The organism is Pseudomonas morbosilactucae (genome assembly GCF_023241665.1).
Classification (GTDB): Bacteria; Pseudomonadota; Gammaproteobacteria; order Pseudomonadales; family Pseudomonadaceae; genus Aquipseudomonas; species Aquipseudomonas morbosilactucae.
On sequence record NZ_JALQCX010000031.1, the window covers coordinates 26099 to 43217 of the forward strand.

The window sequence follows — 17119 nt, forward strand, 5'->3', positions numbered from 1 at the left end:
GGCCGAGGGCCTGTTGAACCTCGCTCGCCACGACCTGACGGCCGCACCCGAAGCCTTGCAGGCCCTGGTGCAACAGGAGGCCAGCGAGCCGTTCGACCTGGCACGCGGGCCGCTGATTCGCGGGCACTTGGCGCAACTGGGCCGCGAGCACCATGTGCTGTTGCTGACCCTGCACCACAGCGTCGCCGATGGTTGGTCGATGGGCGTGCTGACCCGTGAGTTGATGGCGCTGTATGCCGCCTTCAGCCAGGGCCAGGCCGACCCGTTGCCGCCGCTGGCGGTGCAGTACAGCGACTTTGCCCTGTGGCAGCGACGCTGGCTCAGCGGTGAACGCCTGCAACAGCAAAGCGCCTACTGGCAGCAGGCCCTGGCCGGTGCCCCGGCCTTGCTCAGCGTGCCCAGCGACCGGCCACGCCCGGCGCAGCAGGATTACACGGGGGGCAGCGTCGAGCTGCGGCTGGATGCAGACTTGAGCCTGGAGCTCAAGGCCCTGAGCCGACGTCACGGCACCACCTTGTACATGACCTTGCTGGCCGCCTGGGGCGCCTTGCTCAGTCGCCTGGCCGGGCAAACCGACGTGGTGATCGGCTCGCCGGTGGCCAACCGCATGCGCGCCGAGGTCGAAGGGCTGATCGGCCTGTTCGTCAACACCCTGGCCCTGCGCATCGAGGTGTCGGCGGGGCTGGACGTCGCCGGGCTGCTGGCCCAGGTCAAGGCCCGGGTGCTGGAAGCCCAGGATCACCAGGACCTGCCGTTCGAGCAGGTGGTGGAAATCACCCGGCCGCAGCGCAGCCTGGCCCACAGCCCGCTGTTCCAGAGCATGCTGTCCTGGGACGCGCAACCGGGCACGGCCCTGGCCCTGGATGAGTTGCAACTGGAAGTGCTTGGCGGTGGCGAGACCTTCGCCAAGTTCGACCTGGCGTTGAACCTGGGTGAGGTCCAGGGGCAGATTGCCGGCTCCCTGGTGTACGCCTCGGCCTTGTTCGACGCCGCCACCGTCCAGCGCTACGCCGGCTATTTCGAGCGCCTGCTGCGGGCCATGGTCGCCGATGACCAGGGGCTGCTGGAGCAGGTGCCGCTGCTGGATGGGCAGGAGCGCGAACAACTGTTGGTGCAGTTCAACGCGACCCACGAGGCCTTCGACCTGGAGCAAAGCATTCACGGCTTGTTCGAAGCCCAGGTGCAGCGCAGCCCAGACGCCGTGGCGCTGGTGTCGGAGGGCGAGGCCCTGACCTACCGCCAGCTCAATGCCCGGGCCAACCAGTTGGCTCGTCACCTGGGCGAGCAGGGCGTGGGCCCGGATGCCCGCGTAGCGATCTGCGTCGAGCGCAGCCTGGAGATGGTCATCGGCTTGCTGGCGATCCTCAAGGCCGGCGGCGGTTACGTGCCGATCGACCCGAGCTACCCGGCGGAACGCATCGCCTACATGCTTGACGACAGCGCGCCGGTGGCGGTGCTGCTGCATGGCGCCACCCGGCACTTGCTGGGTGCGGTGGCCGCGCCTTTGATCGACCTCGACCAGCCGGTCTGGGACGCGCAGCCATCCAGCGACCTGCCGGTTGCCGGGCTCAGCCCGCAGCACCTGGCGTACGTGATCTACACCTCCGGTTCCACCGGGCAGCCCAAAGGCGTGATGAACGAGCACCGGGCGCTGGTCAACCGCCTGCTGTGGATGCAGCAGGCTTACGGACTGACTGCGGCGGACGCGGTGTTGCAGAAAACCCCGTTCAGCTTCGACGTCTCGGTGTGGGAATTCTTCTGGCCGCTGATGACCGGTGCGCGCCTGGTGATGGCGCGCCCGGACGGGCACAAGGACCCGAGCTACCTGAGTCGGGTGATCCAGGCCGAAGGCATCAGCACCGTGCATTTTGTGCCGTCGATGCTCGATGTGTTCCTGGCCCAGGGCGAGGCCGCCGACGGCCACTCGCTGGTGCGGGTGGTCTGCAGTGGCGAGGCGCTGCCGGGCAGCCTGGTGCGGCGTTTCAAGCAGCAATTGCCGAGCTGCGAGCTGCACAACCTCTATGGCCCGACCGAGGCCGCAGTGGACGTCACCGCCTGGCACTGTGGCGGGCCGCTGGATGCGACCCCGGACAACACGCCGATCGGCAAGCCCATCGCCAACACGGGCATGTACCTGCTCGACGAGCAGCTGCAGCCGGTGCCGCTGGGCGTGACCGGCGAGCTGTATATCGCCGGGGTGCAAGTGGCGCGGGGTTACCTGAACCGGCCAGAGCTGAACGCCGAGCGCTTTGTGCGCAACCCGTTCAGTGCCGAACCCGGTGCGCGGATGTACCGCACCGGCGACGTTGGGCGCTACCTGGCCGATGGCAACCTGGAGTACCTGGGGCGCAACGATGACCAGGTGAAGATCCGTGGCCTGCGCATCGAACTGGGGGAAATCCAGGCGCGCCTGACCCAGCTTCCCGGGATCAAGGAGGCGGTGGTGCTGGCCCGTGAAGACGTGCCGGGAGACAAACGCCTGGTGGCCTATTACACCGGCGACGGCAGCGGCCAGGGGCTGGACATCGAGCAACTGCGCAGCCACCTGCTGCAACACCTGCCGGAGTACATGGTGCCGGCGCTGTTTGTGCATTTGGAGGCGCTGCCCCTGAGCCCCAACGGCAAGCTCGACCGCAAGGCCCTGCCGGCCCCGGGGCTGGGTTCGCTGCAGGCGCGGCCTTACGAAGCCCCCATCGGCGACACCGAAACCCTGCTGGCGGGGTTGTGGGCCGAACTGCTGAACGTGGAGCGGGTCGGGCGTCATGACCACTTCTTCGAGCTGGGCGGGCACTCGCTGCTGGCGATCAACCTGATCGGGCGCATGCGTCGGGCCGGGCTGGCGGCGGATGTGCGGGTGCTGTTCGGCCAACCGACCCTGGCGGCCCTGGCCGCTGCGGTGGGCGAGGGCCAGGAGGTTGACGTGCCGGCCAACCTGATCGACCGCGATTGCCCGCGCATTACCCCGCAATGCTTGCCGCTGCTGGACCTGGAGCAAGGCGCGATCGACCAGGTCGTTGCCCAGGTGCCCGGCGGCGTGCGCAACGTGCAGGACATCTACCCCCTGGCGCCGTTGCAGGCGGGGATCCTCTATCACCACATTCTGTCCACCCAGGGCGACCCTTACCTGCTGCAAGCGCAGTTTGCCTTCGCCAGCCCTGAACGCCTGGAGGCCTTTACCCAAGCCTTGCAGGCGGTGGTCGAGCGCAACGACATTCTGCGCACTGCGGTGTTCTGGGACGGGCTCGAAGAACCGGTGCAAGTGGTGCTGCGCCAGGCCACGCTGCACGTTGAAGCGGTGCAGGTGCGAGCCAGTGGCGGCGATGTGCTGGAGCAGTTGCTGACCCGTTTCGACCCCCGGCATTTCCGCCTGGACCTGGCCCAGGCGCCGCTGATTCGCCTGTACCACGCCTGGGACAAGGCCCAGCAGCGGGTGGTGGCCTTGCTGCTGTTCCATCACCTGGTCATGGACCATGTCGGCCTGGAGGTGTTGCAGCAGGAGGTCCAGGCCTGCCTGCTGGACCGGGCCGACCAGTTGGCCGCGGCAGTGCCTTACCGTAACTACGTGGCCCAGACCCGCCTGGGAATGGGCGAGCAGGAACACGAGGCGTTCTTTGGCGAGATGCTCGGCGACATCGACGAGCCGACCCTGCCGTTCGGCCTGGCCCAGGTCCAGGGCGACGGTCGGGACATCGAAGAGGCCCAGCAGGCGTTGGGCGAACCGTTGAACCAGCGCTTGCGCACCCAGGCCCGGCAGTTGGGGGTGAGTGCCGCGAGCCTGGTGCACTTGGCCTGGGCCCAGGTATTGGGTGCCGTGTCGGGCCAGGACCATGCGGTGTTCGGCACCGTGCTGTTTGGCCGGATGCAAGGCGGCGAGGGCGCCGAACGGGCCCTGGGGGTGTTTATCAATACCTTGCCGCTGCGGGTCGACCTCGGCGATCAAGGGGTGCGTACCGCGTTGCTGGCCACCCATGCGCGGCTGGCCCGCCTGCTGGCCCACGAGCACGCGCCGTTGGCCCTGGCCCAGCGCTGCAGCGGGGTGGCACCGCCGACGCCGCTGTTCAGCGCCTTGCTCAACTACCGTCACAGCGCCGTCGGTAGCGCGCCTTCGACCGAGGCCAGTGGTGCCTGGCAGGGCATGCATTTACTCAAGGCCGAGGAACGCAGCAACTACCTGCTGACCCTGAGCGTGGACGACCTGGGCCATGACTTCATGCTCAGCGTGATGGCCGGCTGCGGCATCGGCGCGCAACGGGTGGCGGACTACATGCACGCGGCGCTGGAGAACCTGGTGCAGGCCCTGGAGCAGGCGCCGGAGCGGGCCATCAGCCACCTGTCGATCCTCTCGACGGCTGAGCGCCGGCAACTGTTGGTGCAATTCAACGCCAGCACGCGCGACTTCCCCCGGGAGCAGACCGTGCACCGGCTGTTTGAGGCCCAGGCGCAGTTGCGCCCGCAAGCCGTGGCGGCGGTGCACGGCAGCGAGTCCCTGAGTTACGCCGAGCTCAACCAGCGGGCCAACCGACTGGCGCACCACCTGCTCGACCTGGGTGTGCAGCCGGGGGACAACGTGGCGTTGCTGTTGCCGCGCTCCTTCGAGCTGTTGCTCGGCCAACTGGCGATCAGCAAGTGCGCGGCGGTCTATGTGCCGCTGGACATCAACGCCCCGGCTGAGCGCCTGGGCTTTATGCTCGACGATTGCCAGGCGGTGCTGTTGCTGACCCAGGGCGAGCCGACGCTGGAGCACCCGGTGCCGCGCCTGGACCTGGCGCAGTCGAGCCTGATGCACGCTGGCCTGGATGCCGGGCCGAGCCATGATCCGCAACTGCCGCAGTCGTCCGAAACCGCGGCCTACATCATGTACACCTCCGGTTCCACCGGGACCCCCAAAGGCGTGTTGGTGCCGCACCGGGCCATCGTGCGGCTGGTGCGCAACAACGGCTACGCCGATTTCAACCCCCAGGACCGCCTGGCGTTTGTTTCCAACCCGGCGTTCGACGCCAGCACCATGGATGTCTGGGGCGCCTTGCTCAACGGCGGCCAAGTGCTGGTGATCGACCACCACACCTTGCTTGAACCCGAGGTGTTTGGCCGGGCCCTGTTGGACTCGGGGGCGACCGTGCTGTTTCTCACCACCTCGCTGTTCAACCAGTACGTGCAGCTGATTCCCGAGGCCCTCAAGGGCTTGCGCCTGCTGTTGTGCGGTGGTGAACGGGCCGACCCGGGGGCGTTCCGCCGCTTGTTGGAACAGGCCCCGGCGCTGCGTCTGGTGCATTGCTACGGCCCGACCGAAACCACCACCTTTGCCACCACCGGTGAAATCCGGACGCTGGCGGCGGACGCCGAGAGCGTGGTGGTGGGCGGGCCGATTGGCAATACGCGGATTTACGTGTTGGACCGGCGCCAGCAACCGGTGCCGGTGGGTGCCGTGGGCGAGATCTACATCGGCGGCGAAGGCGTGGCCCTGGGCTACCTGAACCGCCCTGAGCTGACTGCCGAGAAGTTTGTCCACGACCCCTTCGATGAGGAACCGGGGCGCCTGATGTACCGCACTGGCGACCTGGGTCGCTGGTTGGGCGAGGGGCAACTGGACTGCATCGGCCGCACCGACGACCAGGTGAAACTGCGCGGTTTCCGCATTGAGCTGGGGGAAATCGAAACCTGCCTGGCCGCGTGCCCGGGAGTGCGCGATGCTGCGGTGCTGGTGCGCGAGATCGGCCCGGGGGACAAGCGCCTGGTGGCGTACTACACCCGCCAGGCCACGGCCGAGGCGCCGGACAGCGAGCGCTTGCGTGCTGAGCTGCAAAGCCAGTTGCCGGACTACATGGTGCCCGCGGCCTATGTGTGCCTCGAACGCCTGCCGCTGACCGCCAACGGCAAGCTGGACCGTAAGGCCTTGCCGGCGCCGGAGCTGCAGGCCTTGGCCGGGCGCGTCTACGAGGCGCCGGCCACGGCCCTGGAACAGACCCTGGCGCGGATCTGGGCCGAAGTCTTGCAGGTGGAACAGGTGGGTCGCCACGACAGCTTTTTCGAGCTGGGCGGGCACTCGCTGTTGGCCATTCGCCTGCTGAATCGCATGCAGCAGGACGGGTTGAAAGTGACCCTGGCCGAGCTGTTCCAGCACGCCAGCATCGAGTCGCTGGCGACCTTGCTGGGCCAGCGCACCCAGCCATTGGAGGACCAGCAGAGCCTGATCGAAGTGCGCGGCACTGGCCGCCAGCCGCCGTTGTTCCTGGTGCACGAGTTCAGCGGCATGGACCTGTACTTTCCGGTGCTGGGCCGGCATATCCCGGGGGACTTCCCGATCTACGGCTTGCCGGGGATGGCCTTGCAGCATGGGCAATTGCAGACCATGGAAGGCCTGGCCGCACGCTTGGTGCGGTTGATGCGCTCGGTCCAGCCCGAGGGCCCGTACCGCCTCGCCGGGTGGTCGTTTGGCGGGGTGCTGGCCTATGAAATCGCCCTGCAATTGCAGGGGCAGGACCAGGTGGTGCAGTTCCTCGGCCTGATCGACAGCTACATGCCGCGCCTGACCGACCAGGGCAAGGCGCGCTGGAATGGTCCTCACGCCAAGAAGCGCCATTTGCTGCTGCAATGCGAGAGCTACTGGACGCTCCAGGGCCGTGACGGCGAGGCGGCCCTGGCCGGGGTTCGCCAGTTGGAACAGGAGCTGGAGCTGCACGACTTTGCCGGGCTGCTCCAGGCCTGCCGTGAACGCCAGGTGCTCAACCCGTCGTTGCTGGAGACGCCGGCCGGCGACCTGGAACGCTTCCTCGGACGGGAAGTGGCCCACGGGCACGCCATGGCCCACTACACCCTGCATCCGATTGGGTTGCCGGTGCACCTGTTCTGTGCCGAGGAGCGGCCCACCGAACTGGCGCGGCGCAGCGAGTCCCTCGGCTGGGCCGAGGTATTGGGCGCGCGCTTGCAGATTGTGAATGTGCCGGGGGACCACCTGAGCATGATGCAGGCGCCCCACGTCCAGGCCCTTGGCCAGGCCATTGCGTCGGCCATGGCCGCTGCAGCGCCCGAACCCATGGCGCCGCACCAGCCGTTGTTGAACATCCAGACCGGGCGTGCCGGGCAGACCCCGATTTTCTGTGTGCCGGGGGCCGGTGACAGCGTCACCGGGTTTATCGGCCTGACCGATGCCCTGGGGCCTGACTGGCCGCTGTTCGGCTTGCAACCCCGGGGCCTGGACGGGCAATGGCCGCCCCACAGCCAAGTGGAAAGCGCCGCCGAGCATGCCTTGTCGGCGTTGCAGCAGGTGTGCCCGGAGGGGCCGGTGCACCTGGTCGGCCATTCCTTTGGCGGCTGGGTGGCCTATGCCTTGGCGGCGAGCCTGCAGGCCCGGGGGCGCCAGGTGGCGTCCCTGACCCTGATCGACAGCGAGGCGCCGGGGGGCAACGGTGGCGTGGCCAGGCCCTACACGGCAACGGCGGTCATGGAACGCTTGATCGAGGCCTTGCAACTGGCCTCGGGCAAGTCCCTGGGGATCGACCCCGTGGCCTTTGCCGCGGCCGACGATGTGAGCCAGCTGCGCTTGCTGCATGGGGGCATGGTGCGGGTCGGCCAGTTGTCGCCGCGCTCAACCCCCGAGGCGATCTACGGCACGGTGCGCACCTTTGGCGCGGCGTTGCGCACGGTCTATCAGCCACGCCAGTTGTACCGCGGGCCGGTGCGCCTGGTGCTGGCCGAAGACCCGACCCTGGACGCCGCCGGCAACCTGCGCGAGCAAGAGGCGATGCTCCATGGCTGGCGCCAGTTCGCCGACCCGTTGCAGGTGTGGCATGGCCCCGGCAACCACTTCAGCATCCTCAAGGCACCCGACGTCTTCAGCCTTGCGGCCTGGTGGCACGAAGGGCTGGCCCTGGCGGTGGGCGAGGGGGTGTCGTAAGGCGCTGTGCGGAAAGGCACTGAACGCGGTTTTATCGATCGGGAGCATCACTCATGACGGCAATAGGGTGCTCCTTACACAAGGGTCCGGCTGCGGCCGGGTCCGCTCTCAATACATGTGTGGGCATTTATGGAAAAGTCGAAATTTCGCAAGGCAGGCCTGGGGCTGGCGCTGCTGCTGGCGGTCGGGCTGGTGGTCTACACGGTGCAGGCGCCGGCCGAGGCGCCGCAGTACCTGGTGGCCAAGGTCGAGCGCGGCGATATCGAAAACGCCGTGCTGGCCACCGGGCTGCTGGAAGGCATCAAGCAAGTGGACGTTGGGGCCCAGGTCTCGGGGCAATTGAAGTCGCTCAAGGTCAAGCTCGGGGACAAGGTGAAGAAGGGCCAGTGGCTGGCGGAAATCGACCCCCTGGTGCTGCAGAACACCTTGCGCCAGGCCCAGGTCGACGAGGAAAACCTTCAGGCCCAGCGGCGGGCCACGGCGGCCCAACTCAAACAGACCAAGTCGATTTACGAGCGCTACCAGGACTTGCAGTCCGATGCGTCGATTTCCCGGCAGGACTTCGAGACCGCCGAGTCCAACTATGAGGTGCAGCGGGCCAACCTGCTGTCCCTCGATGCGCAAATCAAGAGTGCGCATATCCAGATCGACACGGCCAAGGTCAACCTGGCCTACACCCGGATCGTCGCGCCCATCGACGGCGACGTGGTGGGCATCGTCACCCAGGAAGGCCAGACCGTGATCGCCCAGCAACTGGCGCCGGTGCTGCTCAAGCTGGCGGACCTGGACACCATGACCGTCAAGGCCCAGGTCTCGGAGGCCGATGTGATCCACATCACCCCGGGGCAGGCGGTGTATTTCACCATCCTCGGCGAAGACCGACGCTACTACGGCAAGCTGCGCGGCACTGAACCGGCACCGCAGAACTTCCTCGACACCCAAGCGGCCGGCACGTCGAAACAGAGCAGCGCGGTGTTCTATAACGCGCTGTTCGACGTGCCCAACCCGGACCACCGGCTGCGCATCGCCATGACCGCCCAGGTGCGCATTGTGCTCGACACCGCCGAGGCGGTGCTGATGGTGCCGGTGGCGGCCCTGGGCCCGCGCAATGCCGACGGCAGCTTCCCGGTGCGGGTACTGGACGCCAAGGGCCATGCCCAGCAACGCAGTGTGCAGGCCGGGATCAACAACAACGTCAAGGTCGAGATCAAGGACGGGCTGGTGGAGGGTGACACGGTGGTGATCGGCGATCCGGTGTCCGCTGTGGTGGGAGCCTGACCATGACCCAGCCATTGTTGGAACTCAAAGGCATCACCCGCAGTTTCATGGCCGGCGACAAGGCCTATATCGCCCTCAACGAGATCGACCTGACGATCCAGGCCGGGGAGATGGTGGCCATCACCGGCGCCTCGGGCTCGGGCAAGTCCACCCTGATGAACATCCTCGGCTGCCTGGATTACGCCACCGCCGGCAGCTACCGAGTCAACGGCCGGGAAACCCGCGACCTGGACAACCAGGAGCTGGCGGAGCTGCGGCGCGACTACTTCGGTTTTATCTTCCAGCGCTACCACCTGTTGCCGCACCTGAGTGCCATGCACAACGTCGAAATGCCGGCGATTTATGCCGGCACCGCGGAAAGCCGGCGCCACAGCCGGGCCAGTGCGTTGCTCGGGCGCCTGGGGCTGGCGGGGCACCTGGAGCATCGGCCCAACCAATTGTCCGGCGGCCAGCAGCAGCGGGTGAGTATCGCCCGGGCGCTGATGAACGGCGGCGAGGTGATCCTGGCCGACGAACCCACGGGCGCCCTCGACACCGCCAGCGGCAAGGAGGTGATGAACATCCTGCTGGAACTGCACGCCGCCGGGCACACGGTGATCATCGTGACCCACGACCCCAAGGTGGCGGCGAATGCCGAGCGCATCATCGAGGTGCGTGACGGCCAGATCATCAGCGACCGGGCCAACCCACGGGACGGGGCCGCGGCCAGTATCGAGGAGCCGGTGCGGGTTGAACCGGCCGGGGCGCGGCGCCTGGTGGCCAGCCTCGGGCTGTTCAAGGAAGCCTTCGGCATGGCCTGGGTGGCCCTGGTGTCCCACCGCATGCGCACCTTGCTGACCATGCTCGGGATCATCATCGGCATCACCTCGGTGGTGTCCATCGTGGCCATCGGCGAGGGGGCCAAGCGCTACGTGCTCAAGGACATCCAGGCGATCGGCAGCAACACCATCGACGTGTTTCCCGGGGCCAGTTTCGGCGACAGCCGGGCGCGGCCATCGAGACCCTGATGCCCGCCGACGCGACGGCCCTCAACCAGCTGTACTACGTCGACAGCGCGACCCCGGTGGTGGGGCGCAACCTTTTGCTGCGCTACCGCAACGTGGACGTCAACGCCACGGTCAACGGCGTCAGCGACAAGTACTTCCAGGTTCGCGGGCTGAAAATGCAGGCGGGGATTGCCTTCAGCGAAAGCGATGCACGGCGCCAGGCCCAGGTGGTGGTGATCGACCACAACACCCGCCAGCGCCTGTTCGGCGCCGGGGTCGACCCGTTGGGCCAGGTGATCCTGGTGGGGTCGCTGCCGTGCACGGTGATCGGGGTCACGGCCGAGAGCAAGAACATCTTCTCGGCCGGCAATACCTTGAGCGTCTGGGTGCCTTACGAGACGGCGGCCGGGCGCCTGCTGGGCCAGCGCCACCTGGACAGCATCAGCGTGCGGATCAAGGACGGCCAGCCGAGCAAGGTGGTGGAGGACAACGTGACCCAGGTGATGTTGCAGCGCCATGGCACCAAGGACTTCTTCACCAACAACCTCGACAGCATCATGAAAACCGTGGATAAGACCAGCCGCTCCCTGGCCTTGCTGTTGTCGCTGATTGCCCTGATTTCGCTGCTGGTGGGGGGGATTGGGGTGATGAACATCATGCTGGTGTCGGTGACCGAACGGACCCGGGAAATCGGTATTCGCATGGCGGTGGGTGCGCGCCAGTCGGACATTCGCCAGCAGTTCCTGGTGGAGGCGGTGATGGTCTGCCTGATTGGCGGGGCGATCGGCATCGGCCTGTCGTTCGCCATCGGCTACCTGTTTTCACTGTTCGTCAAAGAGTGGCAGATGGTGTTTTCCCTGGGCTCGATCGTCACCGCCTTTGCCTGCTCGACCCTGATCGGCATCGTTTTCGGTTTTGTCCCGGCGCGCAATGCGGCGCGTCTGGACCCGATCGAGGCCCTGGCCCGGGACTGATCACCGGGCGCCACCCGGGTGCTGTCGTGCCAGGGTGGCGCGTCAGGTTGGCAGGTATGGCGCCGGTCTAGACAAGGCCGAGGAGGGAGCAGGGGGCCGTGGCATCGTCGCTGCCGTACATCCAGCGCAGCAGCGAGTGGCGGCCACTGATGCCCAGCTTGATCGCTGCGCGCTTGAGGTAGCTTTCCACGGTGTTGGCCTTGAGCCGGAGCTGCTCGGCGAGTTCCGGCACGGTGCGCCCGGCCAGCAGGCCGACACAGACTTCCAGTTCGCGGTTCGACAGGGTCAGGGCGCACTGTTCCAGGCGTTCGACAAAGCGCTGGTGCAGGCTCTCCAGGCCCTGGGCTATAGGCGTCTCGGGCGAGGGCTCCTTGGCGGCGGCACTGGTTGGCTGCAGGGCGCTGATGTGCTGTTCGACCATGGGCAACAGCAGTGACGAGAAGTCTAGGAGGAAGGTGTTTTCCTGGGGGTTGAAGCTGGCGCAGGGCTGGGCGCGGTACAGCGAAATCACGTAACGGTAGCCGTCACGGCGGCTGCTCAGGTGCATCTGCGCCCTGTTGGCATCCACCCGGGCCTGTTCGGGCGCATGGGCTGGGCGGGCGGTGGCCGGCTGCTGGGAACCCTGGTCGTACAGCACCTCGCCGGGCCAGGTGAGTTCCAGGGCGTCGATGGCGTCGTTGGCGGCGCTGCGGCTGCGTTTCTGCAAGTGCGCTTCGCACGCCACCTGCAGTTGCCGGATCTGCAGGGCGTCCACCGCCAGTTGGGTGCGGATCAGTTCGTGGAGCATACGCGGGAAGCTGCGGCTACCGGTGCTGGCAATGACCTTGCCGATCTGCGGAAAAAGCAGGTGTGAATTCATCGTGTCATCCATGAGTGCAGCGAGCGGCGTCATGCCTTTATAGCGCTGGATTATAAAACAGTGGTCTGGCCCTTCGAACCCAACCGGTTCGACGAGAGGTCGCTCGTATCCTAGTACAGGGTGGTGATGGCTGTTTGATGTTAACGGTAATAGTAGGACGAATGGTCGGGGCCAGAGGTTAGTCCCTTGTAGCCATTGGCCGGGCTTGGGTTGCCGGGCAACGGCGGCGGGGCGGCCTCAACCGCTGCCCGGCAGGTTCGGCCACAGGTCGGCCACCAGGAACAGCCGTTCGGCTTCCTCCCAATGGCCGCAGGCTTTCTCCGTCAGGCGGACCATCAACTGCGCCGGTGCGTGAGGGTCCAGCTCGGCCAGCCATTGTTCCAACTGGGTGGGAGTCCAGGTCTGTTCTTCGGGGTAGTGAGCCGGCGCCAGCCAGGCGTGGCGGGGCAGGGGTTGCCAGCGGCCGGGGCGGCTCTGGGCAAAAAACGCCGGCCAGGCGTGTTGGTGCAGCCAGCCACCGTGCAAGTGTTGCGGGTGCGCGCCCAAGGGCGGTTGGGCGTGGCCGGGCCAGGGGTAGAGCAGGTAGCCGCCCAGCCACAGGTGGGCATTGAATGCCTCGATGCCCAGGGCCGCCAGGGCGTCGCGGCTTTCCGGGCGGGCCGAGATCGGCAATTGGTGTTGGTGCAGGTGGTCCAGCTTGCGGTCCAGGCGGTCATGGCAGCCGGGGCCCAGCCACTGGGCACTGTCGGCGCCGTTGCCCTGCTGCGGCCCAAGGTACAGCTTGATCGCCAGTTCCAGGTGATGCACGCCGTCGCGGTCGCGCAGCAGCATGTCCAGTTCGCCCAGGGTGTGCCCGTCGCGGCGGATCGGCAGGTTGGCGGCGAGCAATTCGACGCCGGGGGCGTGGCGCACGGCGAATTGCCACAGGCGTTCGTAATAGAGGCCCAGGCGTCGGGTGGTGGCCAGGGCCAGCCAGTGTTGCAGGGCGCGGCTGTCGTGATCCAGTTGGCGCAACCAGTGGCCCAGCAGTTGCGGGGCCTGCACCCAATCGCTGCCGGCCAGGGGGTGGCGCTGGGGCCAGGGTGTCTGTTCGAGCATGGGCGGCGCGAGGATGACCCAGGCCAGGTCGCGCACTTCGGGGTGGCGCAACTGGCGGGGGAGGTCGAGCAATTCGGGGAACAGGATCATGCTGCGAGCATAGCTCCTTGGCCCGTGGCTGAAAGGATTTTGTCTAACGCCGGGTTTCGCCCATAATCCCCCCTTTGTTTGTGCCAGAACCCCGCAGGAGCCCCATGGAGCAATTTCGTAATATCGGCATTATCGGTCGCCTGGGCAGTTCCCAGGTGCTGGACACAGTGCGCCGACTGAAAAAGTTTCTCCTCGCCCGCCACCTGCATGTGATCCTCGAGGACACCATCGCCGAAGTCTTGCCGGGCCACGGCCTGCAGACCTCGTCGCGCAAACTGCTCGGTGAAGTCTGCGACATGGTGATTGTGGTCGGCGGCGACGGCAGCCTGTTGGGCGCCGCCCGGGCCCTGGCCCGGCACAATATCCCGGTGCTGGGCATCAACCGTGGCAGCCTGGGCTTTCTTACCGACATCCGCCCCGACGAACTGGAAGTCAAGGTCGCCGAAGTGCTCGACGGTCACTACCTGGTGGAAAACCGCTTCCTGCTGCAGGCCGAAGTTCGTCGCCACGCCGAGGCCATCGGCCAGGGCGATGCGCTGAACGATGTGGTGCTGCACCCGGGCAAGTCGACGCGGATGATCGAGTTCGAAATCTACATCGACGGTCAGTTCGTCTGCAGCCAGAAGGCCGACGGCCTGATCGTCGCCACGCCCACCGGTTCCACGGCTTACGCGCTGTCCGCCGGCGGGCCGATCATGCATCCCAAGCTCGATGCCATTGTGATTGTGCCGATGTACCCCCATACCTTGTCCGGAAGGCCGATTGTGGTCGATGGCAACAGTGAGCTGAAAATCGTCGTGTCCAAAGATATGCAGATCTATCCGCAAGTCTCCTGTGACGGGCAGAACCACTTTACCTGCGCCCCCGGCGACACCATCACGGTGAGCAAGAAGGCGCAGAAGCTGCGCCTGATCCACCCCCTGGACCACAACTACTACGAGGTCTGTCGGACCAAGCTGGGCTGGGGCAGCCGGCTGGGCGGTGGAGGCGACTGATGCTCGATCCCGCGCGTAGCTACGACCTGATCGGTGACGTGCACGGTTGCGCCCAGACCCTTGAGCACTTGCTGGACCGGCTCGGTTACCACAAACAGGGCGGCGTCTGGCGGCACCCGTCGCGCATGGCGGTGTTCCTCGGCGATATCATCGACCGCGGCCCGCGCATTCGCGAGGCCCTGCACATCGTCCACGACATGGTCGAGGCCGGTCAGGCCCTGTGCATCATGGGCAACCACGAGTTCAACGCCCTGGGCTGGAGCACTCCGGCGCCGCCCGGCAGTGGCCGGCAGTTCGTGCGCGAGCACACCCCGCGCCACGCCCGCCTGCTCAAGGAAACCCTGGCCCAGTTCGAACAGCACCCGGGGGACTGGCACGACTTTCTGGCCTGGTTCTACGACCTGCCGCTGTTCGTCGACGCCGGGCGCTTCCGGGTGGTGCATGCCTGCTGGGATGCCGGGCTGATCGCGCCATTGCGCGCCCAGTACCCCAATGGTTGCATCGACGAGGCGTTCCTCAAGGCCTCGGCCTTGCCCGAGAGCTTCGCCAGCACCGCCTTCGACCGCCTGTTGCGCGGCACCGACATGCGCTTGCCCCATGGTCAGACCATGACCAGCGGCGACGGCCTGATCCGTTCCTTCTTCCGCACCAAGTTCTGGGAAGACGACCCGCAAACCTACGGCGATATCGTCTTCCAGCCTGACGCGCTGCCGGAGCCGGTGGCCCGCACGCCGCTGTCGGTGGCCGAGAAAAACAACCTGCTGCGCTATGGCAGCGACGAGCCGTTGCTATTTGTCGGCCATTACTGGCGCAGCGGCAAGCCGGCGCCGATCCGCCCCAACCTGGCCTGCCTGGACTACAGCGCCGTGCTTTACGGCAAGTTGGTGGCCTATCGCCTGGACCAGGAAACCCGCCTGGATCCGCATAAATTCGTCTGGGTCGATGTCGAGCGGCCGGAGGCTGTGCAATGAGCGCGGTAGCGGTATTACGCCTGCCCCTGGCGGTGGACCTGAGCGGTTTCGTCAAGCTGCTGCAACGCATGCAGGTGCCCCATCGGGTCAGCGAAGAAGCCGGCGAACAGGTGCTCTGGGTGCCTGGCGACATCAGCGAGCAGGTGCGTTCGCTGTATGCGCAGTTCCCGGCGGGCGACCCCGAGCAGCAACTGGACATCCCGGCGCAACCGCCCGAGGCCCGTGCGGGGTTTGTCGAGCAGTTGCGCCGCAGCCCGATGACCGCGTTGGTGCTGGTGCTGAGCCTGATCGTCTGCGTCGTGACCTGGCTGGGCGAAAACCTTGAAACCCTGCGCTGGCTGACCTTCCTCGACTTCCATGTGGTGGGCGAGTACATCCGCTTCGTCCCCCTGGAAGACAGCCTGGCGGCGGGGCAGTGGTGGCGCCTGGTGACGCCGATGCTGATCCACTTCGGTTTCCTGCACATCGCCATGAACGGCATGTGGTACTGGGAACTGGGGCGGCGCATCGAGTTGCGCCAGGGCAGCATCAACCTGCTGGGCCTGACCCTGCTGTTCAGCCTGGTGTCCAACTACGCCCAGTACCTGTTCAGCGGCCCGACCCTGTTCGGCGGCTTGTCCGGGGTCTTGTACGGCCTGCTCGGGCATTGCTGGATCTATCAATGGTTGTCGCCCAACCCGGTCTATCGGCTGCCCCGTGGCGTGCTGGTGATGATGCTGGTGTGGCTGCTGATCTGTATGTCGGGGCTGATCTCGATGATCGGCTTCGGTGAAATCGCCAACGCCGCCCACGTCGGCGGGTTGCTCGTCGGATGCTTCACAGGTTTGTTGGGCGGCCTCTATAGCCGCCGTAAACTGGCCCTCTAATACGCTGGAGAGTTGTATGTCGTCTTTTGTCGAAATGATCGAAAACATCACCCCCGAGATCTACCAGAGCCTGAAACTGGCGGTAGAGATCGGCAAATGGTCCGATGGCCGCAAACTCACCGCCGAGCAGCGTGAGCTGTCCCTGCAGGCGATGATCGCCTGGGAGCTGCAGAACCTGCCCGAGGAAGAACGGACCGGCTACATGGGCCCGCAAGAGTGCGCCTCGAAGTCGGCCCCGGTGCCGAACATTCTGTTCAAGTCGGATGCCATCCATTGATCGAGATTGGCCGTGGCTCCATCAGCAAAATGTCGGCTCGCCTTGACGGGTCGGACGTTCAGTACGCTTTTCGCCTGGGCGACACCGAAGTGCCGGTCAATCCATTGATCGGCACCCAGATACGCCTGGAATACCTGGGGGCGATCCACTGCTCCCATTGTGGGCGCAAGACCAAGACCAGCTTCAGCCAGGGCTACTGCTACCCGTGCATGACCAAGCTGGCCCAGTGCGATATCTGCATCATGAGCCCGGAACGCTGCCACTACGACGCCGGCACCTGCCGCGAGCCGTCGTGGGGCGAGCAGTTCTGCATGACCGACCACGTGGTCTACCTGGCCAACTCCTCGGGGATCAAGGTCGGCATCACCCGCGCCACCCAACTGCCTACCCGCTGGCTGGACCAGGGCGCCAGCCAGGCGCTGCCGATCATGCGCGTGGCGACCCGCCAGCAATCGGGCTTCGTCGAAGACCTGTTCCGTTCCCAGGTGGCCGACAAGACCAACTGGCGCGCCTTGCTCAAGGGCGACGCGGTGGCGGTGGATCTGGCCCAGGTGCGCGAGCAGTTGTTCGAGTCCTGCGCCGAGGGCCTGCTGGCCCTGCAGGAGCGTTTCGGCCTGCAAGCGATCCAGCCGGTGCGTGACATCGAGCCCCTGGAGATTCGTTACCCGGTGCGCCAGTACCCGGCCAAGATCGTCAGCTTCAACCTGGACAAGAACCCGATTGCCGAAGGCACGCTGCTGGGGATCAAGGGCCAGTACCTGATCTTCGACAGTGGCGTGATCAACATTCGTAAATACACGGCCTACCAGCTCGCCGTGCATCAGTAGAAGG

9 protein-coding genes and 2 pseudogenes (1 of these 11 only partly in view) are annotated in these 17119 nt (G+C 66.3%); 9 read left to right on the top strand and 2 right to left on the bottom strand.

The window, feature by feature from the left end:
- The 4 genes and pseudogenes from M1B35_RS16650 to M1B35_RS32050 form a co-directional block, all read left to right on the top strand.
- Positions 1 to 7894, top strand: a pseudogene (locus M1B35_RS16650) (amino acid adenylation domain-containing protein); it begins 6793 nt to the left of the window's first position.
- A 129-nt stretch (positions 7895 to 8023) separates the two neighbouring features.
- On the top strand, positions 8024 to 9172 hold the full coding sequence (gene macA / locus M1B35_RS16655) for a macrolide transporter subunit MacA (RefSeq protein WP_268262542.1): 1149 nt from the start codon (positions 8024 to 8026) through the stop codon (positions 9170 to 9172).
- A 110-nt stretch (positions 9173 to 9282) separates the two neighbouring features.
- Positions 9283 to 10598, top strand: a pseudogene (locus M1B35_RS16660) (ABC transporter permease); the annotation flags it as partial.
- A gap of 216 nt (positions 10599 to 10814) precedes the next feature.
- A complete protein-coding gene (locus M1B35_RS32050) occupies positions 10815 to 11132 on the top strand; it encodes an FtsX-like permease family protein (RefSeq protein WP_341870149.1) in 318 nt (105 codons plus the stop codon).
- Between the two features lie 67 nt (positions 11133 to 11199).
- Here M1B35_RS32050 and M1B35_RS16665 read toward each other — a convergent pair whose 3' ends face one another.
- Positions 11200 to 11991, bottom strand: a complete 792-nt coding sequence (locus tag M1B35_RS16665) for a helix-turn-helix transcriptional regulator (RefSeq protein WP_268262543.1) — start codon at positions 11989 to 11991, stop codon at positions 11200 to 11202.
- Positions 11992 to 12228: 237 nt separating this feature from the next.
- Positions 12229 to 13179 (bottom strand): DUF1853 family protein, encoded by a 951-nt coding sequence (locus M1B35_RS16670; protein ID WP_123332424.1) that lies wholly within the window; start codon positions 13177 to 13179, stop codon positions 12229 to 12231.
- Between the two features lie 104 nt (positions 13180 to 13283).
- Between M1B35_RS16670 and M1B35_RS16675 the strand changes: the two genes are divergently transcribed.
- From M1B35_RS16675 to M1B35_RS16695, 5 genes are read left to right on the top strand one after another with little or no spacing between them, the layout of a single operon-like run.
- A complete protein-coding gene (locus M1B35_RS16675; RefSeq protein ID WP_007920913.1) occupies positions 13284 to 14174 on the top strand; it encodes an NAD(+) kinase in 891 nt (296 codons plus the stop codon).
- Positions 14171 to 15145, top strand: a complete 975-nt coding sequence (locus M1B35_RS16680) for a metallophosphoesterase (protein ID WP_268262577.1) — start codon at positions 14171 to 14173, stop codon at positions 15143 to 15145. The genes M1B35_RS16675 and M1B35_RS16680 overlap by 4 nt, the downstream gene beginning before the upstream one ends.
- Positions 15142 to 16011 carry a rhomboid family intramembrane serine protease gene (locus M1B35_RS16685; RefSeq protein WP_268262544.1) on the top strand — a complete coding sequence of 290 codons (870 nt, stop codon included), beginning with the start codon at positions 15142 to 15144 and terminating at the stop codon, positions 16009 to 16011. Before M1B35_RS16680 ends, M1B35_RS16685 begins: the two co-directional genes overlap by 4 nt.
- 16 nt (positions 16012 to 16027) lie before the next feature.
- On the top strand, positions 16028 to 16288 hold the full coding sequence (locus M1B35_RS16690) for a YeaC family protein (RefSeq protein ID WP_123332430.1): 261 nt from the start codon (positions 16028 to 16030) through the stop codon (positions 16286 to 16288).
- Entirely contained in the window at positions 16285 to 17115 is an 831-nt protein-coding gene (locus M1B35_RS16695; protein WP_268262545.1) for a DUF2797 domain-containing protein, read from the top strand. Before M1B35_RS16690 ends, M1B35_RS16695 begins: the two co-directional genes overlap by 4 nt.
- The last annotated feature ends 4 nt before the right edge of the window (positions 17116 to 17119 follow it).

What these genes read in the sequence shown, in the direction of transcription:
- macA (WP_268262542.1), top strand. Translation starts at nt 8,024, where the DNA reads ATGGAAAAGTCGAAATTTCGCAAGGCAGGCCTGGGGCTGGCGCTGCTG.
- M1B35_RS32050 (WP_341870149.1), top strand. Translation starts at nt 10,815, where the DNA reads ATGCTGGTGTCGGTGACCGAACGGACCCGGGAAATCGGTATTCGCATG.
- M1B35_RS16665 (WP_268262543.1), bottom strand. Translation starts at nt 11,991, where the DNA reads ATGAATTCACACCTGCTTTTTCCGCAGATCGGCAAGGTCATTGCCAGC.
- M1B35_RS16670 (WP_123332424.1), bottom strand. Translation starts at nt 13,179, where the DNA reads ATGATCCTGTTCCCCGAATTGCTCGACCTCCCCCGCCAGTTGCGCCAC.
- M1B35_RS16675 (WP_007920913.1), top strand. Translation starts at nt 13,284, where the DNA reads ATGGAGCAATTTCGTAATATCGGCATTATCGGTCGCCTGGGCAGTTCC.
- M1B35_RS16685 (WP_268262544.1), top strand. Translation starts at nt 15,142, where the DNA reads ATGAGCGCGGTAGCGGTATTACGCCTGCCCCTGGCGGTGGACCTGAGC.
- M1B35_RS16690 (WP_123332430.1), top strand. Translation starts at nt 16,028, where the DNA reads ATGTCGTCTTTTGTCGAAATGATCGAAAACATCACCCCCGAGATCTAC.